The organism is Blautia hominis (assembly GCA_002270465.1).
GTDB lineage: Bacteria > Bacillota > Clostridia > Lachnospirales > Lachnospiraceae > Blautia > Blautia hominis.
The window spans coordinates 924,564-945,998 of record NQOF01000002.1 but is presented as its reverse complement, the minus strand read 5'-3'; the positions used below and the strand labels follow the sequence as shown (position 1 = coordinate 945,998).

Annotated in this window: 20 protein-coding genes and 1 pseudogene; 19 read left to right on the top strand and 2 right to left on the bottom strand. The window is 47.1% G+C overall.

Annotation, left to right across the window (positions count from 1 at the left end):
- Nucleotides 1-17: 17 nt before the first annotated feature.
- The 8 genes from CI595_RS10325 to CI595_RS10290 all read left to right on the top strand — a co-directional run bounded on the left by CI595_RS10325 (nt 18) and on the right by CI595_RS10290 (nt 6,351).
- The gene (locus CI595_RS10325; RefSeq protein WP_095173145.1) at nt 18-743 is read left to right on the top strand and encodes an alpha/beta fold hydrolase; all 726 of its coding nucleotides are present in this window, start codon (nt 18-20) and stop codon (nt 741-743) included.
- A 24-nt stretch (nt 744-767) separates the two neighbouring features.
- On the top strand, nt 768-1,100 hold the full coding sequence (locus CI595_RS10320; protein WP_095173144.1) for a DUF2651 family protein: 333 nt from the start codon (nt 768-770) through the stop codon (nt 1,098-1,100).
- Nucleotides 1,101-1,557: 457 nt separating this feature from the next.
- Nucleotides 1,558-2,463, top strand: coding sequence for a damage-control phosphatase ARMT1 family protein (locus tag CI595_RS10315; RefSeq protein ID WP_243135137.1), 906 nt, complete (start codon nt 1,558-1,560; stop codon nt 2,461-2,463).
- A complete protein-coding gene (locus tag CI595_RS10310) occupies nt 2,460-3,449 on the top strand; it encodes a DUF4003 family protein (protein WP_095173143.1) in 990 nt (329 codons plus the stop codon). Before CI595_RS10315 ends, CI595_RS10310 begins: the two co-directional genes overlap by 4 nt.
- Before the next feature lie 2 nt (nt 3,450-3,451).
- The gene (locus CI595_RS10305; protein WP_095173142.1) at nt 3,452-4,048 is read left to right on the top strand and encodes a sce7726 family protein; all 597 of its coding nucleotides are present in this window, start codon (nt 3,452-3,454) and stop codon (nt 4,046-4,048) included.
- Between the two features lie 90 nt (nt 4,049-4,138).
- Nucleotides 4,139-4,609, top strand: coding sequence for a hypothetical protein (locus CI595_RS10300; RefSeq protein ID WP_095173141.1), 471 nt, complete (start codon nt 4,139-4,141; stop codon nt 4,607-4,609).
- Between the two features lie 236 nt (nt 4,610-4,845).
- Complete coding sequence (locus tag CI595_RS10295; protein WP_095173140.1) at nt 4,846-5,550, top strand: 3'-5' exonuclease; 705 nt, start codon at nt 4,846-4,848, stop codon at nt 5,548-5,550.
- A 21-nt stretch (nt 5,551-5,571) separates the two neighbouring features.
- Complete coding sequence (locus CI595_RS10290) at nt 5,572-6,351, top strand: GNAT family N-acetyltransferase (RefSeq protein ID WP_095173139.1); 780 nt, start codon at nt 5,572-5,574, stop codon at nt 6,349-6,351.
- A 65-nt stretch (nt 6,352-6,416) separates the two neighbouring features.
- On the opposite strand, the gene CI595_RS10285 is transcribed toward CI595_RS10290, so the two are convergent.
- On the bottom strand, nt 6,417-7,019 hold the full coding sequence (locus CI595_RS10285; RefSeq protein ID WP_095173138.1) for a TetR/AcrR family transcriptional regulator: 603 nt from the start codon (nt 7,017-7,019) through the stop codon (nt 6,417-6,419).
- Nucleotides 7,020-7,377: 358 nt separating this feature from the next.
- Here CI595_RS10285 and CI595_RS10280 point away from each other — a divergent pair, with 358 nt between their 5' ends.
- The 3 genes from CI595_RS10280 to ilvD all read left to right on the top strand — a co-directional run bounded on the left by CI595_RS10280 (nt 7,378) and on the right by ilvD (nt 14,007).
- Complete coding sequence (locus tag CI595_RS10280; protein WP_095173137.1) at nt 7,378-9,486, top strand: efflux RND transporter permease subunit; 2,109 nt, start codon at nt 7,378-7,380, stop codon at nt 9,484-9,486.
- Complete coding sequence (locus CI595_RS10275) at nt 9,483-12,179, top strand: YhgE/Pip domain-containing protein (protein ID WP_095173136.1); 2,697 nt, start codon at nt 9,483-9,485, stop codon at nt 12,177-12,179. Before CI595_RS10280 ends, CI595_RS10275 begins: the two co-directional genes overlap by 4 nt.
- Nucleotides 12,180-12,351: 172 nt before the next feature.
- The gene (ilvD, locus tag CI595_RS10270) at nt 12,352-14,007 is read left to right on the top strand and encodes a dihydroxy-acid dehydratase (RefSeq protein WP_095173135.1); all 1,656 of its coding nucleotides are present in this window, start codon (nt 12,352-12,354) and stop codon (nt 14,005-14,007) included.
- A gap of 189 nt (nt 14,008-14,196) precedes the next feature.
- Here ilvD and CI595_RS10265 read toward each other — a convergent pair whose 3' ends face one another.
- On the bottom strand, nt 14,197-15,099 hold the full coding sequence (locus tag CI595_RS10265) for a DUF3795 domain-containing protein (protein ID WP_095173134.1): 903 nt from the start codon (nt 15,097-15,099) through the stop codon (nt 14,197-14,199).
- Between the two features lie 161 nt (nt 15,100-15,260).
- Between CI595_RS10265 and CI595_RS10260 the strand changes: the two genes are divergently transcribed.
- From CI595_RS10260 to CI595_RS27330, 8 genes and pseudogenes are all read left to right on the top strand, one after another.
- A complete protein-coding gene (locus tag CI595_RS10260; RefSeq protein WP_095173133.1) occupies nt 15,261-15,797 on the top strand; it encodes a DUF2284 domain-containing protein in 537 nt (178 codons plus the stop codon).
- A gap of 267 nt (nt 15,798-16,064) precedes the next feature.
- The gene (locus CI595_RS10255) at nt 16,065-16,340 is read left to right on the top strand and encodes a YabP/YqfC family sporulation protein (RefSeq protein WP_065541832.1); all 276 of its coding nucleotides are present in this window, start codon (nt 16,065-16,067) and stop codon (nt 16,338-16,340) included.
- A gap of 20 nt (nt 16,341-16,360) precedes the next feature.
- Complete coding sequence (locus tag CI595_RS10250; RefSeq protein WP_095173132.1) at nt 16,361-17,593, top strand: sporulation protein YqfD; 1,233 nt, start codon at nt 16,361-16,363, stop codon at nt 17,591-17,593.
- 188 nt (nt 17,594-17,781) lie between these two features.
- Nucleotides 17,782-18,186: an ACT domain-containing protein gene (locus CI595_RS10245; RefSeq protein ID WP_095173131.1), complete on the top strand. Its 405-nt coding sequence runs from the start codon at nt 17,782-17,784 to the stop codon at nt 18,184-18,186.
- A 387-nt stretch (nt 18,187-18,573) separates the two neighbouring features.
- Nucleotides 18,574-19,578 (top strand): PhoH family protein, encoded by a 1,005-nt coding sequence (locus CI595_RS10240; RefSeq protein WP_330397266.1) that lies wholly within the window; start codon nt 18,574-18,576, stop codon nt 19,576-19,578.
- A 42-nt stretch (nt 19,579-19,620) separates the two neighbouring features.
- Nucleotides 19,621-20,115 (top strand): rRNA maturation RNase YbeY, encoded by a 495-nt coding sequence (gene ybeY / locus CI595_RS10235; RefSeq protein WP_095173130.1) that lies wholly within the window; start codon nt 19,621-19,623, stop codon nt 20,113-20,115.
- A gap of 17 nt (nt 20,116-20,132) precedes the next feature.
- Nucleotides 20,133-20,771, top strand: a pseudogene (locus tag CI595_RS27335) (DUF3048 N-terminal domain-containing protein); the annotation flags it as partial.
- 57 nt (nt 20,772-20,828) lie between these two features.
- Nucleotides 20,829-21,380, top strand: coding sequence for a DUF3048 C-terminal domain-containing protein (locus CI595_RS27330; RefSeq protein WP_390409413.1), 552 nt, complete (start codon nt 20,829-20,831; stop codon nt 21,378-21,380).
- Nucleotides 21,381-21,435 lie beyond the last annotated feature (55 nt).

Sequence of the window (21,435 nt, the reverse complement as noted above, 5' to 3'; positions counted from 1 at the left end):
GAGATCGGAGAGTAAAAATGCAGCATAAAAAAAGGCCCTGGCCTCTATGGAAGAAACTATCATTAAGTCTGTTAACCGCAGTCCTGCTTCTGGTCCTTGGCTTTGCCTTGTATGTTTCAAATTATTACCATGCACAGGCATATGAAACAAAGGACACCGTCACAACCGAATCGGACGATTACTATACATATGGGGATAAAAACAGCGGCACAGGCTTTATCTTTTATCCGGGAGGCTTGGTTGAGGCCAAAAGCTATGCGCCGCTGCTTGAAAGGATCGCAGGGAAAAATGTCTTTTGCGTCCTGGTAAAAATGCCGTTTCATCTGGCTGTTTTTAACTCCGATGGGGCAGATACGGTGATCCGGGATTTTCCGGATGTAAAAAACTGGTTTCTTGGCGGACATTCACTCGGTGGTGCTATGGCTTCCTCTTATGCGCAGAAACATGAAGACTCACTGGAAGGACTGGTTTTGCTTGCGGCGTATCCCACAGATACACTCAGATCACTGCCGGTTCTGTCCATCTACGGCAGCAGGGACGGAGTTCTGAACCGGGAGAAATACAAAGGATCCATTAAAAATGCAAAAATCTGTAATGAAATAATCATACAGGGAGCCAATCACGCAGGCTTTGGAAATTACGGGGAACAGAAAAAAGATAAAACAGCCGGTATTTCGGGTGAAGAGCAGTGGGACAGCACGGCTGAATATATACTGGAATTTATGGATGCATTGGCTGATTAACTACATTTAAGAGGAGAACTGTCAATGAAAACAAAAAAGACTATGTTTGCCTGCTGGATCATCCTTGGGCTTTTATACAATCTGCTGCCGGCATTTATCAGGGATACCGGTTCCGGGATGTTTCTTCTCTTTCTGATTCTGCCGGCAGCCACCCTGAGCATTTCCGTTTTTTACGGTTTAAGGCAGGACAGCATTCTTTTATTTCCATGTATATCAGGGTTTCTGTTTGTGCCTGCCGTGTTCCTGTATATGAATACATCCGCATTATTCTATGTCCTTTTGTATGGAGCGGTAAGCTTTGCCGGATATGGCATAGGAAAGTGCATGACCATACTGGCAGGAAAAAACAATAACTAAATCCGGTAACGGAAAAGAAAGATCAAGAAAAGCAGCGGCGTTTGAACCACAGATGCCCTGCTTTCTTTTTGTCCCAATATCTGCAAAATACGCCGCTGCTAACACGCTGCGATCTTGGAAGATGATCCGTTACCGTTCACAGGCCAATGTTTCGGGAGGTGTTTTCCCAAAGGGATGCTGCGCGATGCGCAGCAAAATCCCGAGTTAGCCAGCGCTAAAATGCAATTTATTGCATTTTGTACCCTAAAGGGCAGAACTGTGCATCGCAAAGCGCGTTGCTGTGCAAAGAGCTACGTTTTTAGTATACTGTGAACAGTAACGATGATCCATAAGAGCAGACAGGCCGGATGGTTTTTACTATTGGAAATCAACACACAATAGGGTATAATGAAACCGTAAATAGATAAAAGACCAGTTAAGGATCCTGGGACATTCTATAAATTGAAACGGAGATACTATGAAAATATCCACAAATGTAAAATTAAGCGCCCAGTGTATGAGCTGTCTGATCACCCGTCAGATGGAGAATCTGAAGGACATCACTTCCGAGGAATTAAAGTCAGCATATATGCGGGAAGTATTTCAGATCATCGGTGCAGCGCAGCCGGAAGACACAGCACCCGTGCTCATCGCCAAAATAAATGTGATCCATCAGAAGTATTTCGGGCGCGCATACAGTTTTGAACAGTTGAAAAAAGATTACAATCATAGGATGCTGGAGGCAGAGGATGCGGTACGCAGCCGGATCGTCCAGTCAGATGACCCTGTATACCGGGGGATCCTATACGCCCGGGCAGGCAATTATATTGATTTTGGAGCCATGGGCAGTGTGAGCGATGAAAAGCTCTGGGAGCTGATTGACACAGCTTCCGAGGAAACCCTGGATGCCTCCGAATACAGTAATTTCACGAAACAGATGGAGACAGCCGGGAACCTGGTCTACCTGACCGATAACTGCGGTGAGATCGTTCTTGATAAGCTTTTGATCGAACAGCTTATGAAAAGATATCCGCAGATTCATGTTACCGTTATTGTGCGCGGTGAACCGGTGATCAATGATGCCACAATTGAGGATGCCAATATGACAGGGCTTTCTGATCTGGTGCCTGTTGTCATCGGCAATGGCACAAAAATTGCAGGCACAAGCCTGAAGCATATCTCCAAAGAGGCCAGGGACCTGATCGCTGCTGCGGACCTGATTCTCTCAAAAGGCCAGGGAAATTTTGAGACGCTGAACAACAGCGGGCTGAATGTCTACTACATGTTTCTCTGTAAATGTTCTTGGTTCGTGACCAGATTTGGGCTGGAGCAGTATAAAGGTGTGTTTGTAAATGACAGAAGTCTTGGGAGGGATGTATCATGAGAGAAGAACTGAGAAAACGCTGTAATCTGTTTATTGAAAACAGAGATATCATCAAATCCACCTTTGGGTGGGAGAGCCCCTATGTCTATCCAATGTGCGCGGGAATCCTGACGTCAAGAGGTTCTCTTGCAGAAGCGGACCGTCTGCTTAACTGCCGGGATATTTTAAAGGCCAATACCGGACCTTTTTCTAATTTCAGAGGTGTTTCAAAACTGGCTGTCATTACCATGCTCTCATTGACAGCAAACCCTGAAATGGTGATGGAGCAGATGCTGACGATTTACGGACGGCTAAAGGAATACTTCTGGGGTTCCGAATATCTGACAGTGGCGGCTGCCACTGTAGCGGAGATGGCAGACCCGTCCCGGTATGAGGAGATCATACGCAAAACAGGCAGCATTTACAGCCGTATGAAAAGTACCCATCCATTTCTCACATCCGGTGAGGACAGTGCATTTGCCGCGCTCCTTGCTATGTCTGAACTTAATGATTCCTGTATCGAACGGGAGATGGAGCAGTGCTATTATATTTTAAAGCCCTACTTCTTCTCCGGGAATTCGGTGCAGTCCCTCAGCCACATTCTGGCTCTCGGTGAGGATTTTGCGGAGCCGAAGTGCAGAAGAGCACTGGAATTATTCGATACCCTGAAAACCCGGGGACTGAAATACGGAACAGGCTATGAGCTTGCAACATTAGGTGTTCTGGCACTTTTAGATGTGGAAAAAGATATACTGGTACAGGACATTACAGAGGCAGATGCTTTTCTGAAATCCCAGAAAGGATTCGGGGCTTTTGGTGTGGGTGCCAGACAGAGGCTGATGTATGCCGGCATGATGGCTTCCTGTGATTATGTGCCTGACCTGCATTCCATGCAGACAGCGGCATTAAACGGCGTTGTGGCTCTGGTCATCGCCCAGCAGGCCGCAATCTGCGCCTCTGCAGCCGCCGCCAGTGCAGCCGCCGCTTCCTCCTCCTCCAATTCCTGATCATGCTGTACGATAAGGATATCCGGGAGCCCCTCTTTGATTTTTTAGAGGAGAGGTACGGTAAGATTAGGATCCTGGAGGAAAAGCAAATGGGTAAGTCACGTGCGGATATTGTGATGGTCCTGCCTAACACCATTGCCGGTATTGAAATAAAGAGCGATGCGGACACCTATGTGCGTCTGAAAAGACAGGTGAGGGATTACAACCGCTATTATGACAGCAACCTTGTTGTGGCAGGATCCACCCACGCTCTGCACATCAAAGAGTATGTTCCTAAATGGTGGGGAATCATCACGGCGGAAAAGATGGGAAATACCGTGGACTTTTATACCCTGCGGGAGCCAAAGCCCAATCCGAAAGTGGATATGAAGAGAAAGCTCAGTATCCTATGGCGCCCGGAACTGGCACATATCCAGGAATTGAATAAGATGCCAAAATACAGGGAAAAAAGCAAGGCCTTTGTGATTGAAAAGATACTGCTGAAGGTTCCACAGGAGACACTTGCTCTGCAGATCAGTGAAGAATTGTTTGAGCGGGATTACACCACAATTGAGGAAAGGATAAGGGAGTATAAGAGGAAGAAAAAGCATGGTTTATAATTATGCTTGTCGATTCGGCGTTTTGCGTTTATAATTTGTAAGATATGAAGGGGAGAGATATCTTTACAAACCGAAAGGAGTAAGGGGTATATGACAAGATACGAGAAAATGAGCCAGCTTTTTAATGAGGATTACCGGGTGATTGATTTTCTGCCCGGAAGGGTTCCCGATGAAGCGGATACAATATTTGAAGAAGTAGAGCAGTATTTTATGCAGGACAAACAGCTTCAGGTTTTCTGCGATAAGGTGATCGCTATTGTGTTGAAGCTTTTATGCTATTATCCTTTTGAAATGTATGTGCAGGAGCATATTCCGCTCATCCGTCAGAGGGAAGGATGGCTGAAAGATAAACGCTGTGATACCATAGTCAAGATCATGAAAAAGACCATTCTGAAAAGGAAAGGACAGATTGACATTCTCCTGACCAGGGAAAACTCTATGCTGAGCATCAGCGGAGGGACACTGAGTATTGCTGTCTATAATGAAAGTGACTCCCTGCGGGAAATGCTGCTGTCCATGGTGCACACAGAAGGCCTCTATGACTGGAGGTTCAGAGCCTGAAAGCCGTTGCCGGATACTGACGGAAACTATAAGGCAGGCAGCAGGGCGGACTAGTACTACAGCGAACGTTTTAAACCTAACATCCTATTACGAACAATATGAATGCCATGATATAGCCAAAATGCAAACAGTGCAGTTGCAAATTCATCAACAATCGTTCGTAGTGTCGCGGCCAATATCGCCTGTTTGCTGTACTAGTTCAAACAGAAGAGAAAGAGAGGAAGACGCAGCGCGATATGTTAAAATCATACATAGCTTTTGACATAGAAACTACCGGTCTAAGTCCAGAAGAAAATGAGATCATAGAGATAGGTGCATTAAAGGTACGGGACGGAAAAGTACAGGAACGTTTTATGGAATTTATCAAGCCAAAACTTTCTATTCCGGCCAATATCACAGGTATTACCGGAATCACCAATGAAATGGTGGAAAATGCCAGGTGCCGGGAAGAGGTGATTCCTGATTTCCTGCATTTTTGTGAGCAGGATATTTTGATCGGGCACAATGTGCTGTTTGACTACAGCTTTGTCAGGATCAGTGCCGAATCTCTGGGTCATACCTTTGAAAAAGACGGCATTGACACATTGAAAATTGCCAGAACCGTGCACAGGGACCTTCCGTCCAGAAGTCTGGGCGAGCTGTGTGAGCACTACCGGATCAACAATTCAGCTGCACACAGGGCCTATCATGACGCACTGGCAACAGCTAAACTGTACCAGACCATGGCACACTATTTTGAGGAGAAAGAGCCTCATCTGTTTGAGCCGTCTCCTCTGGTCTGCACAGTCAAAAAATCTCCGCCCGCTACAAAAAAGCAGATGGATTTTCTTATGCGTCTGATAAAGCAGAAGGGCTTGAAACAGACTTTTAACCCGGACACACTGACCAGAAACGAAGCCTCCCGGCTGATAGACAGTATTCTGTCCGGCCAGGCAGTATAGTCCGGCCGCAGAGAGGTGAGTATGACGAAAAGAGAAGAACTTATGAAGTTAAGACCCGACAACCATGATATGCGCCTGAAATACTATGAGCTGGTCCTAAAGAGCAGCAGCCTTGAAAACCTCCCCGGCTTCTCTCTGCCAAAGGGATACCGCTATGTCTATTACAGGGAGGGTGATAAGAAGGAATGGATCGCCATAGAAACATCTGCAAGAGAATTTGTTCTTCCGATGGAGGGGGAGGCTGCCTGGGAGAAATACTATGCCGGGAAAGAAAAAGAGCTGGAAGAGAGAATGTTTTTTGTGGAGACTTTGGACGGCGAAAAAGTTGCCACGGCCACAGCATTTTATGAACCGCGGGATTTATCCGGCGCGGGATGGCTGCACTGGGTGGCTGTAAAGAGAGAATACCAGGGACAGGGCATTGCAAAGGCGCTGATCTCCCATACCCTGCAGCGTTTAAAAGAGCTGGGCTATCCCTCCATTAAGATACCGACGCAGACAAATACCTGGGTGGCTGCCCGAATGTATCTGGATTTCGGGTTTCAGCCAATACCAGAAAATGCTGTAAACAGCAGGGAAGGGTACGGGATCCTCAGGACACTGACGGATCATCCGGCACTTGAAGCCTTTGACCCCGTACCTTATGAGGAGATTTGGGATTCCCGTATGGTTGAGATAGAGAAAAAACTGAGGGAACAATATGCAGATTTGGTCCATTTCAGGGTTTTGGAGGAGGACGGGCAGGAGAGAATCCTGTTCTGTACACAGACCGGGACCGGGGAATGGAAAGAAACATTTTAGAGACAGAGCAAAAGGACCGGAGACTTGTACTGCATATAAGCAGACAGCCGCCGGTCCTTTTACAGTCAGCTTGTTGTATAAGCAAGAAAAATCTGGTGGATGGCTTTATGAAGATATGGCAGGTATTTGTCTATGGTCACCGGCTGTTCAAATAAAATACAGTTGTAACAGGTGGACCCCACCAATTCAATAAAAGTAAAAAGCATAAGCTCAGGTTCCTCACAGGTCACTGCGCTTTTTTTCATCATTTCAAGATAGTATTCATAAAATTTCTGTGATTCTTCCGGTACGGTGCGTTCAAAGGCATTTTTGAATATACCCCAGGAGAGATTCTTTGCAATGAACTGAAGAAGGGCATGTTCTTTCTGGAAACGTTCAATAATATAGTCCATCATCCACATCATCTGGTTCTCAAAACCTGTGATCTCCTTGGCTGCCAAGGCCTTATGGGCATCCGCAAATAATTGTCCGGCTTTGTAAGCAATCAATTTATCCCTCAGATCATATTTATCTTTGAAATAAAGGTAAAAAGTTCCTTTTGCAAGCCCGGCTTGATTGACGATGTCAGAGATCGTGGTTTTGGCAAAGCCTTTATTTGTAAACAGATCAAATGCGGTCTGGAAGAGAGCACTCTTTTTCTGCCGCTTGTTTATCTCCAGTTTTCCCATGGCTGTCTCACCTTTCATATGTGTTTTTATCACACCTGAATTTTGATTTTAATTTTATTATCTTACAGAAATGACTAAAAGTCAATACCTTAAAAATGACCAAAATTCATTTTGCTATTTCATGGATTTCTGTGAGTTTTAAATATTGACTATTAGTCATTTTTGTTTATAATGGAGGTTGATATGAAATACGAGAGGTAACACTTCAGCAGGCCCGCACATTTTCTGCGTTGACCGTGAAAAAGCGTTCAGCATCAGGCAAAGCCTCATCGCCAAAGGCGGTTTAGCATGAATTTTGCCTGTCACTTGTGAAGGCACTGAACCGTTACAAAGAAAGACAGAATAGGGGATGATTTCTATGGTCAAAGCGGGCAAATGGATCGCCAGGCACCGGGTTCTCATATTACTTATGGGAATCCTGCTGCTGGTTCCATCCGTAATAGGTATGGCGAAAACAAAAATTAACTACGATCTGCTCAGTTATCTGCCGGAACACCTGGAAACCGTAAAGGGTCAGGATATCCTGGTGGATGAGTATGGGATGGGTGCATTTTCCATGGTTGTTGTGGAAAATATGGACCTAAAGGACGCACAGAAACTGGAAGATAAGTTCAGCGAAATACCTCATGTAAAGGATGTACTCTGGTATGACGATGTGGCAGATTTAAGCCTTCCGGTGGAAATGATCCCAAAGGATCTGCGGGAAGTCTTTTTCCGCGGCGATGCAACCATGATGCTGGCATTGTTTGACAACACCACTTCCTCCGATGAGGCAATGGAAGCAGTGACACAGATGAGAAAAGTGGCGGATAAGCAATGTTTTATCAGCGGCATGACGGGGATCGTCACGGATATCAAGAACATATCCCTGCAGGAACTGCCCATCTACGTGGTCATTGCCACATGCCTTGCTTTTCTGGTTCTGGAGCTTGCCACAGAGTCCTTCCTTGTACCGGTATTTTTCCTGCTCAGTATCGGATGTGCCATTTTATATAACATGGGGACCAACCTGTTTTTGGGGAAGATTTCTTACATTACGCAGGCTCTGACCGCTGTACTGCAGCTTGGTGTCACCATGGATTACTCTATATTCCTCCTGAACAGTTACGAGGAAAATAAACTTCGTTTCCCAGGCGACAAGAACAGGGCCATGGGGCATGCCATTTCCAACACGTTTAAATCCATTGTGGGCAGCTCCGTGACTACGATCGCCGGATTCGCCGCGCTTTGCTGTATGACGTTTTCTCTGGGCAGGGACTTGGGTGTTGTCATGGCAAAGGGAGTGGTGATCGGTGTTATATGCTGTGTCACCCTGCTTCCGTCCATGGTACTTATATTTGATAAGGCGATTGAAAAAACAAAGCACAGGCCCCTGATAAGAAATGTAGAGGGGCCGTCTAGGTTCATAACAAAGCACTATAAATTATGGCTGGCAGTTTTTCTGCTCCTGCTCCTGCCGGCAATATACGGAAATAATCATACGAAAGTGTACTATAATATTGCGCAGTCACTGCCCTCATCCCTTCCGGGTAATGTGGCCAATGAAAAGCTGCAGGATGATTTTGACATGAGCACCATGCATATGATACTTATGAAAAAAGATATGGACAGCAAAGAAAAGCGTGACATGATGGAGGCAGTTGACCAGGTAGACGGCATTAAATGGACCATTGGCATGAACTCCCTGTTCGGTCCGTCCATTCCTGATTCCATGATACCGAAGGATATCAAAAAGATGCTGCAAAGTGATAAGTACGAACTGGCCTTTGTGTGCTCGGAATATGAATCGGCCACGCCGACTGTGAACAAACAGATTGCGGCCATTGATAAGATCGTAAAATCATATGATGATTCTGCCATGGTAATCGGTGAAGCGCCTCTGATGAAAGACCTTCAGGATGTTACAGACGTGGACCTGCGCAATGTCAACATAATCTCCATTGCCGCCATTTTTATAATTATCATGCTGGTGTTTAAATCCTTGTCTCTCCCGGTCATCCTGGTGGCAGTCATAGAATTTGCCATTGCTGTGAATATGGCAGTACCTTTTTATCAGGGGACCAGCCTTCCCTTTGTGGCAAGCATTGTCATCGGTACCATTCAGCTGGGTGCAACGGTTGATTATGCCATTTTGATGACCAGCCGTTACCAGAAGGAAAGACAGAGAGGGCACAGCAAAAAAGAGGCCATATCCATTGCACATAAAGCAAGCATGCTGTCCATTATCACCAGCGGATGCAGCTTTTTCGCCGCAACCTTTGGAGTTGCCTGTTATTCTGAAGTGGATATGATAGGCTCTATCTGTACCCTGCTTTCAAGAGGAGCCCTAATCAGTATGGCCGTAGTTATCATGGTACTTCCGGCCATGTTTATGATATTTGATAAAGTGATCTGCAAGACATCCATAGGATTTCTGGGTAAGAAGACAAAAAGACAGTGCTCATCAGGAAAGGAAGTAATAGAATGAACAGAAACAGAAAGCTGAAAAATAAGATGATGACAGGACTTGCTGTGAGCATGGCCACTGTTGTGGGTGCCATGCCGGTTTATGCAACAGGGGAAACGGAGAAAGAAGTATCCAAGGAAGAAACCGTCTATGTAAATGCCGACGCAGCCGGCAAAGAAAAGGATGTGACAGTGTCCAGCTGGCTTAAAAACGCCGGAGTGGAGAAGCGGCTGAAGGACCGGACTGATCTAAAAGATATAAAAAACGTTAAAGGCGAGGAGACATATACGGAAAACGGGGATTCCGTTATCTGGAATACCGAGGGGCAGGACATTTATTATCAGGGAAAAACCGGCAAAGACCTGCCGGTCTCCGTAAATCTGGCCTACTATTTAGACGGAAAGAAAATGAGTCCCGAAGATCTGGCAGGAAAGAGCGGGCATCTGCAGATCAAGATCCATTATGAAAATCATGTCAAACAGACCGTAAAGGTGGACGGAAAAGAAGAAACCCTCTATAGTCCTTTTGTTATGATGACAGGACTGATCCTGCCGGAAGATATCTTTTCAAATGTTATGATCGATAACGGAAAGGTTATTTCAGACGGCAGCAGAAATATTGTGCTTGGTATTGCCATGCCCGGCCTGAAAGAAAGCCTGGGGCTTGACAAAAACCTGGATAAAGATAATGACAGTGACGGTATCACGCTTCCGGAGAGCCTGGAGGTGTCCGCGGATGTGAAAAACTTTTCTATGGACCCTACTTTTACCATAGCGCTGACAGATATCATGAAGGAACTAAATACAGAAGACATCACGGATATGGATAAACTGAAGGATTCTCTGAATGATCTGGAGGACGCTGCCCTTAAACTGGTAGACGGCTCCGCGGAGCTGTCTAAAGGGGCTGATACCCTGGACAGTAAATATAAAGAATTCGATGATGGTGTGAACACATTAAAGAGCGGAATTGATGTGCTGAACAGCGGCGGAGCACAGCTTGCAGACGGTATCGGCAGTTATACAGAGGGTGTGGACCAGTTGGATAACGGGATCCAGACTTATTTAGGAAGCAGCGGCGTTCTCACTGGAAAGGTTACAGAGTATGTGGACGGGGTCAATACCGTAGTGAATGGGGTAAAACAGTATACCGACGGTGCTTCTTTGCTGGCAGACGGCACAACGGCCTATATTGCCGGGGAGAAACAGCTGGCTGCCGGAGCAGAAGGACTCAGGCCCCTTATAACGGGTCTGACAGAAATAAAAGATGCTGTCGGACAGTTGAACAGTGCACTGGACGGAAAAGGCAGCACAACCGATGACATCCGCCTTGCTGCAGATACGCTGGCTGCCGGCACCCAGCAGTTAAAAGATACGCTGGACAGTACAGATATCCATGCAATGATGGCGCTGGTGGACCAGATGACAGGCACAGGCCGGGAACTGCTTAGGGAGACAGAGGACCTGTCCTCCATGATGCAGGAAAAGATTGCCGTTCCTGTCAGTGAAATGATCGCTGCAGGTGAGAGCCTGAAGGACAATCTTAGCTCGCTGCAGTCGTATCTCACCACTGTTCAGACAGAATCAGAAAACGCTATTGCCCAGGCAGAGCAGGCAATGACCAACGAGGTAAATAGTGAAATTGATATGAAAAACGCCCAGATCCAGAGCATGACAAATACTGTACAGAAAGCCAATGCAGAACTCCGGGCAGCAAGAGAGGCTTTGGATGCACAGATTAATGCTTCCGATGATGAGGCAGTGAAAAGTGCTCTGACAGCCGTCAAAGGTCAGCTCGGCGATGTGACAGTGGACGTGGAAAACATGGAAAAACTGGAACATATACAGGCTCCGGCAGTCCATGTAAATATCCCTGCTTTCGATGCTTCCGGGATCGTTAATGCTATAGAAAAAATGGCTGGCTCCTATCAGACGGTTGAAGCAGCCGTCAGTGAACTTGGCAGCAATGAACTTCCGTTGATCAAAAAGCAGCTGGAAGGGATCACCGCCATGAAAGATCAGATCCCAACAGCACCTATGGAGACTTTAAAAGAGAGTGTATCTGCTATCAACACAGGCATGCAGCAGCTAAAAGGCGGTATCGGCCAGCTTTCCGGCAGTGTCAGCCTGCTGGACCAGAGCACATCCACACTTCCAAAAGCCAGCAAAGGGATCCAGTCTCTTCTGGATGGATTTAAGAACTTGGGAAATGCTAATCAGAAGCTCTTAGACGGTGCAGGGGAATTAAAACAGAATGCGCCTATACTGGTACAGGGGGTAGGAACACTCCAGGGAGGCACTTCACAGTTAAGCCAGGGTCTGGATGAGTTGAGTACAGAGCTTTCTTCCGGTGCTGCCATGCTTTCCGCAAACAGCGGTACACTGCGGGAAGGGGCTGCCACACTGACCTCTGGCACAGGGGAACTGTTATCAGGCAGCAACACTCTGCAGGACGCAAGCGGCCAGGTACAGGACGGCATAACCCAGCTTAAGGACGGGGCAAAGACATTGAAAGACGGCATGAAGGAATTCGATGAAAAGGGCACTAAAAAATTGAAGGACACCATTGAGGATGAAGTGGGCAATATACTGGACAGAGTGAATGCACTGAATTCCGAAAACTGCACGTATGACACCTTCAGCGGGAAAGCAGACAACATGAACGGCAATGTGAAATTTATTATTGAAACAGACGCTATAGAGGCAGAAGAGTAATACAGAAAAGAAAAAAGAGTTTATCAGGCGGTACAGCATACGGTTGCTGTACCGTTTTTTACGCTTTGCAAAAGACTTACTTTGTTATATTTCTTAATATGGGCATACATCAACATTGACAGTATACAACTAATGCGATATAATACAGGAAAATCAAGTAGGAGGTAAGTTTATGCGCAGTGACAGAATCAAAAAAGGAGTGGATGCCGCTCCGCAAAGAGCGTTGCTCTATGCACTTGGCCTGACAGACTATGAGCTGGAGAAACCGCTGATCGGAATTGTAAGCTCACAAAATGAGATCGTCCCGGGACATATGAATCTTGATAAGGTGGTGGCGGCTGTCAAACAGGGCGTTTCCGAAGCAGGCGGCGTCCCGGTTGTATTTCCTGCCATTGCGGTGTGTGATGGGATCGCAATGGGCCATGAAGGGATGAGATACTCCCTGGTAACCAGAGAACTGATCGCAGATTCCACCGAAGCTATGGCCATGGCACACCCTTTTGACGGTCTTGTCATGGTGCCAAACTGTGACAAAAATGTCCCCGGCCTTCTCATGGCAGCGGCTCGTCTGAATATCCCTGCTGTTTTTGTGAGCGGAGGTCCTATGCTTGCCGGTATTTACGGGAAAGAGAGGATCAGCTATTCCACTGTATCGGAGGCTGTCAGTTCCTTCAAAACAGGCAGAACAGATACGGATACTCTCTGTGCTTACGAAAAAAAGGCCTGTCCCACCTGTGGTTCCTGTTCCGGTATGTTCACCGCCAACAGTATGAACTGTCTGACCGAAGTCCTGGGAATGGCTCTTCCGGGAAACGGCACCATTCCCGCTGTCTACAGTGCAAGGCTGCGTCTTGCGAAAGAGACCGGACGAAAGATCATGGAACTTGTAAGGAACGATGTAAAGCCCAGAGACATTATGGTGAGAGAGGCATTCGAGAATGCCCTGACCATTGATATGGCGCTGGGATGCAGTACAAACAGTATGCTTCATCTTCCGGCCATTGCCCATGAATGCGAGATCGAGATCGACCTTGATATGGCCAATGACATTTCTAAGAAGACACCCAATCTGTGCCACCTGGCCCCCGCTGGTAATCATTTTATAGAAGAGCTGGAGGAGGCAGGAGGGATTCCCGCTGTGATGAACGAGATCAGTAAGAAGAATCTCCTTCACACGGAGCTGCTCACATGTACGGGGAAAACCATAAAAGAAAATATCAGTGGATGTGAAATAAAGAATACGAACATTATCCGCACAGCCAAACATCCCTACAGTTCCCAGGGCGGTATTGCTGTCTTAAAAGGAAACCTGGCTCCTGAGGGATGTGTGGTAAAAAGATCTGCCGTTGACGAGAAAATGATGCAGCACACGGGAAAAGCCCGTGTTTTTGACGGGGAGGAGGCCGCCCTTTCTGCGATCAATACCGGAAAAATCCATGCAGGCGATGTCGTTATCATCCGCTATGAAGGTCCCAAAGGCGGCCCGGGAATGCGGGAAATGCTCAATCCCACCTCCGCCATAATGGGAAGCGGCCTTGGCGACAAAGTAGCACTGATCACGGACGGAAGGTTCTCCGGTGCCACCAGAGGCGCCGCCATCGGCCATGTATCCCCGGAAGCTGCAGACGGAGGAACTATCGGTCTGATCCAAGAGGGAGATATGATTGAAATTGACATCCCAAACTGTAAGATCAATGTCCTGCTTTCGGATGAGGAACTGGCTCTTAGAAAGGCCGGTTGGAAACCAAAAGAAAAGACATTAAAGGGATATCTGAAAAGATACGCGAAAAGTGTCTCCTCAGGCAGCAGAGGCGCAGTCCTAAACTAATCAACATACAAATTCTTTCCAAATTCAAAGGCTTCCTTTAAATATTTCGTGTTTTGTATCTGCGGTTTGCCGTTTGTGTCTCCGCAGCCGCCTGTCAGTAATGTGCCTTTGTCATGAAAACCGATATAATTTATTATGGTAAGATCATATCATGTAATTTTCCTTTCCGTTGAGATTTTGATCGTATCTTTACCTGTCATGCAGCAGGGCTATGACGGCTGTCTCATTTTCCAGGCCGTCATAATCCCCGGTAAGCTTTCCATAATGATGATACTGCATCTTTGCTTCCTCATTTTTCTTAAGCCTCTCCATCAGGAGGTCCATTCCATATTCTTCTATATATTTACCAAAGGCCCGGATGCGGACACTGTCAAACATCTTCTCTTTACAGGGAAACTCTTCGCATTCCCAGCAGCCCTCTATCCCCTTTTGGAGACAGCAGGGGCGTATTGTACAGTTCTCTTCACATATGCATGTGTCTCCTCTGCACCCGCTGCACATTTCATTTTCACTGCACACACAGCAGGCAAGCCCGCAGAAAGCAATCCCCTTTTTCACATCAAAATACTTCTTTTGCCCGCGCTCCAGATACCCGCAGCCGGCTCTGAAATCAGATTCCCGAAATCCCAGTTTTTCATATACAGGCAGCCTCTTTGGTGTATTGTCTGCCTTTAGTACGATCACATCAATTCCAAAATCAAAGTACCAGTGGTCAAGCGCGTTTACCAGCAGCTCCTCCACATATTCCTCCTGTTCAAATTCTGAGGCCAGGTCCAGGCGGAGCACACTTTTTTCGCCCGGGTAAATCTCCATTGTCCCCACAGCTTTTCCGTTCTCCTTAAACAAAACGGCAAACCGCACATAATACTTTTTTTCATACTCGCTCAACCAAAAAGCAATGCAATCCTGCATTTCTTCCATGGTCTGATAATAAAAATTGCTGGTACAGCGATCCGCATTCATACGGCCAACAGCATCTTTGTCTGCATAACAGGCCAGCAGCCCGGCCGCATCCTCCTTCCTTACCAGCCTAAGCTTAAAAGACCTCGTCTCATAGACCGGACACGTTACAAATGGTGATTCTCTGTGCATGAGCCATCCCTTCTTTCTTTTATTCCTTTGTTTTCAGGCACAACATCTCCTGCATTTCATTATCCCAGAAAATCAAAAGCCGCGTTGCCATTATACGACATTTCCTGTATAATAAAACACAAATGAAAGAGGAAATAAGAGAGAAAGAAGAGGATTTACCAATGATATCACATGAAAGATTGGAAGCGTTCATCTGCCAGTATCCGGTTTATCAGTACGCCTTTTTCAGCCCGGAAGAAATTGAATTTTCTTACCGTGTCAGATGGATCTGTGAAAAAGAGTGTGAACGCTTCAACACGACCTGGGCCTGCCCACCTGCTGTCGGGAGCGTAGAAGAGTGTAAACACCGCTGTCTAGCCTACAAAGAATGTTTCCTGTTCTCCACTATAGCGGAAGTTACTGATGTCATTAACTTTGACGAGACCCTGTCTACCCGCAAAGAACACGAAAATATTACAGCCGCCATCGAGCAGTTCATCAACTCCCAGGGTTGTGAATGCATGGCCCTTTCTACCGAATCCTGTGACATCTGTGAAGCCTGCACCTACCCATCCGCCCCCTGCCGTTTTCCGGGAAAGATGCATCCCTGCGTGGAAAGCCACGGCATCATCGTCAGCGAACTGGCTGAAAAATACCAACTTGACTTCACCTTGTCCCCTACCCAAATCCTCTGGTTCGGCATCATATTCATAAAATGACCCATATCCCCCACGCACCTGCGCCAGTCACTTGGTGAAGATCCCACTGTCGATATACTTAGAATGGCAGCAGGTTAGCTTCGGGACAGGCGAACGCTTCGCTCACCCGGTATCCGCGCCCCTGGACCTTCCGGCTTATTCCCTGTCCCCTTTGCTTTCCGGGTCATTCCCCGTCCTCGTTACCTCCATCATTCCCCCTCCCCCTTTGTCATCATTTCCCCCCTCTTCGCATACTCATAATAGTAAGACATCACCCCGGAGACCCCCATGCGCAAAAAATCCACCCCCCTCACCGGCCGCATCGCCGACTCCCTCCAAATTCCCAAAGACCTGGCATACCGGGAAGCCATCTTCACCATGACCGGCTCCAGGGAGCTTTTTATAGAGAATTACAAATGCATCCGCCAATACGAGGACACCTGCATTGTCCTTCTCACCAAACACGATGCTATAAAAATAGAGGGAACCCACCTCACCATTGACTACTACACCAACGAGGAAATGAAGATCACGGGAAGCATCTGTTGTGTTTCCTTTCTATAAGAAAATGGGAGGTAACAAAGTTGAAGGCTTGGAATTATTACTGTAAAGGCTATGTCCGCATCCGGCTGCAGAGCGGCGGCCCGGAACGTTTCCTGAATATGTGTGCCCACCATAACATCCCCATCTGGGATTTGCAGAACCGCGGCGGTTTTTATGAGATGAATGTAAGCATTTCCGGATTCTACCAGATGAAGCCCATATGCCGAAAGACCGGTTCCCGTGTGAAGATCATAAAAAAATACGGACTGCCCTTCTTTTTTTACCGCAACAAAAAAAGAAAGGCATTTTTTATCGGCATTTTAGCGGGTTTTTGCCTGCTGATGGTATTATCCCAGCATATCTGGAATATTCATGTGGAGGGCAACCGCCACAATAGCACCCAGACCATACTCAATTATCTGGATGAGATCCAAATCCATCACGGCATATTAAAAAAGAATGTGGACTGCTCTTACATAGCGGAACAGATGCGTAAGGAATTTCCTGATATCACCTGGGTTTCCGCAAAAATATCCGGTACACGGCTCATTTTGGAAGTCAAAGAAAATGCCACGGCAAACAAGATGATCAAACAGACAGAAGAGAATCCCAGCAGTATAATTGCCGGAAAATCAGGCACCATTGTTTCCATGATCACCAGAAAGGGCACACCGTGCAAAAAGGTGGGGGAAACCTGCGAAAAGGGTGAGACACTGGTATCCGGAAGAGTGGATATCATGAATGACAGTAAAGAAGTGGTGGGGTATGAATATACGGAATCTGACGCAGATATTTACATTCAGTCACAGATGCAGTATTACCATGAATTTAATATGCACTTCCAAAAAAATGTCTATACCGGAGAAGCCAAAAAAGGCCCGGTTCTGCAGTTTGGAGATTACGTGATCAACTTAAAAGGAAAAAACCGCTTTGACCAGTTTGATACAGTGACAAAACTACATCAGGTGCGAGTGACCGAAAATTTCCGCCTTCCCATTTTTTATGGGAGCTGTATAGATTACGAGAGTGTCACAAAGCCCTACAAATATACAAAGGAAGGCGCGGAAAAGAAAGCGCAGGAACAGCTTGACCTCCTGCTGGAAACACTGCGTGAAAAAGAAGTCCGGATAGAAGCAAACAATGTAAAGATCCAGGTTCTGGACAATGTCTGTGTGGCAAAAGGACAATTGACCATCATAGAAAGATCCACAGAAAAACAACCTGTGGAGATACTGGAACAGCCCGCACAAACTACAGAGGAAGCCGAAGAATGAATCTGCCCCCGACAGCCTGCCTCAGCTGCCGGGGACACTTCCGGGGTGTTTTTGCGTTTTCGGCTTTTCTGAAATAGGTTGACAGAACGGTGAGACAGAACATATACTTGTGTTAGATTTTTGTAACTGTGGCGGTACCAAACAGTTACGATTTTACTAACATAAGTTAATTTTCAGGAGGGGAATCTATGCTTAAGCAAATATCTATATTCGCAGAAAACAAAAAAGGAATGCTGCAGTCAGTCACCGGTATCCTTGCAAGAGAAAACATTAATATTATGGGGTCTGTCACCAACGACAGTGCCGAATACGGCATTATCCGCATGGTGGTCTCTGACCCGCAAAGGGCACTTGATGCACTTTCAAAAGAGGGCTTTATCTGCCGTGACACAGATGTTCTGGGTGTGGAGCTGGATGATAACCCCGGTGCTTTGGACAGGCTTTTGATATCATTACTGGACAGCAACATCAATGTGGACTATCTCTATCTTTCTTTCAACCGCAGTTCGGGAATGCCTATTATGATCCTTCATGTAGACTGCATCAGCGAAGTAAAAAACTGCCTGCAGGCCAAGGGACACTGTGTCCTGTAATTCTTTTTCTGCTCTGCTGCGTCCCCTTCTTACACAATACGAGGGGGCTGCCCCGCAGAGCGTCAGCGCATTTCTAGATCATACACAGGTATAAACCATTGTCCGGTGCCTGATACTGTACACAGGCCACTGCACCAGGTGTTATCATGCCGGAAGCATGAAGATCCCGAGGCAGTCAGCGCGGTATGGGGCAGAATGCTCCATATCTGTGCATCGCGAAGCATGTTACCGGACACGGAGTGAACAGTAACCGGTGCCATAATCTCAAATGTATCCCTTATAATATTATAGATCAGATCAGAATGTCCGGGGCTTGAAAAAGCCTGTAAGTTGCAGTATAATTTAGTCTGGGTTTTTGTATGATACAGGAAAGTGAGGAGAATTTATTTGCAGGAGCAGGAACTAGAATTTACACTAGATCAGCAGATGGATGTTTTCGGTGTTCAAGACAGCAATGCCAAGCTCATTGAAAACGCCCTGTCTGTTTCAATAAACGCCAGAAACTCTCACGTTGAGATTCTCGGAGAAACGGAGTCTGCGGTACAGAGTGCAGTGCGCACACTCAAATCCCTTCGTGACATTCATGACAGGAAAGAAAAGATTGACGGGGATGTGGTTTACCGTGTGCTGGAATCCATTCAGGCAGGGGAGATTGAGGAGACCATGAAGGCCATGTCTGATGTCATTGTCCTTGCGCACAGGAACCGGCCCATCAAATGCAAGACCATCGGACAGAAGAACTATGCCAGGGCCTTGAAGGAAAACACAGTGAACATCTGTATCGGTCCTGCCGGTACCGGCAAGACATACCTGGCAGTTGCCCAGGCTGTTGCAGATTTGAAAAACGGAAATATTGAGCGCATAATCATGAGCCGTCCGGCAATTGAAGCCGGTGAGGAACGTCTGGGCTTTCTTCCCGGAGATTTATCCCAGAAGGTGGACCCCTATCTTCGTCCTCTCTATGATGCCCTCAACGACATCCTGGGAAATGAGCAGGTTCAGAAATATCTGGAGCGGGGAACCATAGAAATTGCACCTCTGGCCTACATGCGGGGAAGAACCCTCAACAGGGCCAGCATAATAATAGATGAAAGTCAAAATGCTTCCCTCTCAACGCTCAAAATGGCCCTGACCAGACTGGGCGAGGGTTCCAAAATGGTGCTGACCGGGGATGTGACACAGATCGATCTTCCAAAGATCACAGAATCGGGCCTGGAAAAATGTGCCGCAATTCTGGGTTCCATTGATGGAATCGGCATTGTGCGCCTGAACAACCGGGATGTGGTCAGAAACCGGCTTGTAAAGGATATTGTTAAGGCATTTGAAAAAGCGGAGGCTGATAAAAAACCGGGACAATCCGGCAGACCGCAGCATAGCCGCAGAAATAAATAAAGCAGAAATAATTACGAAAGCGAATAATGGGGAGGAAAATGTATGACACTGAATATTGACAAGGAGTATCCCGGGGATATGGAGTTTGATTATGAAGCCATTGCCCGGCAGGTTGTGGAAGCTGCTCTGGATTCTGAGAACTGCCCTTATGAGGCGGAGGTGAGCCTGGTCCTCACTACAGATGAGGATATCCATAGAACGAACCGGGAATTCCGGGAGATAGACAGGGTAACGGATGTGTTGTCCTTCCCCATGCTGGATTATGATACACCGGGGGATTTCTCCTTTGCGGAGGAGTCCGGGGATGCGTTCCATCCTGAGACAGGGGAGCTGATCTTAGGGGATATTATGATCGCAGTGCCAAGGATGCTGGAACAGGCTGACCGGTACGGACATGGAGCTGTACGGGAGTTTGCGTTTCTGGTCGCCCATAGTATGCTGCATCTGATGGGCTATGACCATATGTCAGAACAAGAGGCTGCTGTCATGGAAGCAAAACAGGAATCCATCCTTGATGAACTGGGCATCCGCAGATAAGAATTTGGAGGAAGATTATGAGAACAAAAAAATATCTCACATGGCTGCTGGTTGGAGCCGTCTGTGCATCCACGCTGCTTGCAGGCTGTGGGAAAAAGAAAGAGGTTGAGAAAAAAGAGGTTCCGCAGGAGACTGTTGAGGAGCCGGAAGAAAAAGAAGAAGCCAAGGAAATTGTCCTGCAGCCAAAAGAGCCGGAGACAGAACAGATTCCGGAAGGTATGATGAAGAGCTACCTGACAGGGGAGTATGTAAGCCCTGCCATAGGCCAGAGAAGGCCTGTGGCTGTTATGCTGAACAACATCCAGGCAGCCGTTCCCCAGGCGGGGATCGCCAACGCCGGTGTGGTATATGAGGCACCTGTGGAGGGCGGCATCACCAGGCTTATGGGTATTTTTGAAGATTATGACAATCTGGAAAAAATTGGTTCCGTGAGAAGCTGCAGAGATTATTATATCTTCTACGCAATGGAGTTTGAAGCTCTCTATGCCCATTATGGACAGGCAGCTTACGCGCTTCCTTACCTGGAGATTCCGGAAGTCAATAATTTAAGCGGCCTTTCCGGTTATGGGGCAGAGGTTTATTACCGCACCACAGACCGGGTGGCACCCCACAATGCTTACACTAGTTTTGCGGGACTGCAGAAGGGAATAGAGATCAATGGCTACAGCCAGGAGTATTCTGCGGATTACAAAGGGCATTTCCAGTTCGCATGGGTGGGCAAAGAGGCTGCTCCAGCAGGAGGGACCCCGGCAACCACCATAAAACCCGGCTATTCTGTAAATGCTCCCTGGTTTGACTATAATGCGGAGGAAAAACTCTATTACCGTTTTCAGTATGGAGAACCGCAGATTGATGAGCTGACAAGCGGACAGCTTGCCTACAAAAATGTGATCCTGCAGTATTGTCCCTGGGAAAATTATGAGGACAGCGCTTATCTGCACATTAATGTCATGTCCGGCGGCAGCGGTAAATATATCTCAGAAGGCCAGGCCATTGATATTACCTGGAAAAAGGATTCCGAATGGGCGCCAACCCACTACTACGACGCAAACGGCAATGAAATTACGCTGAACCCGGGAAAAACCTGGATCTGTATTATTCAGGATACCAATGCGGATCAGGTGGAGATCACAGGCCCGGAGCCGGCAGCACCGGAAGCGGCAGAAAATCCCGACCCGGCAGCAGACCAGGACGCGGTGCAGGGAGCAGAAAACTTGGCGGAGACACCGGAAGATACCGGTGCAGAGGCGGCTCCTGCCCAATAAGCGGGAAATCTTTTGAGAGCTTTTGAAAATGCAGGGAATAACTGAATAAAGTGGA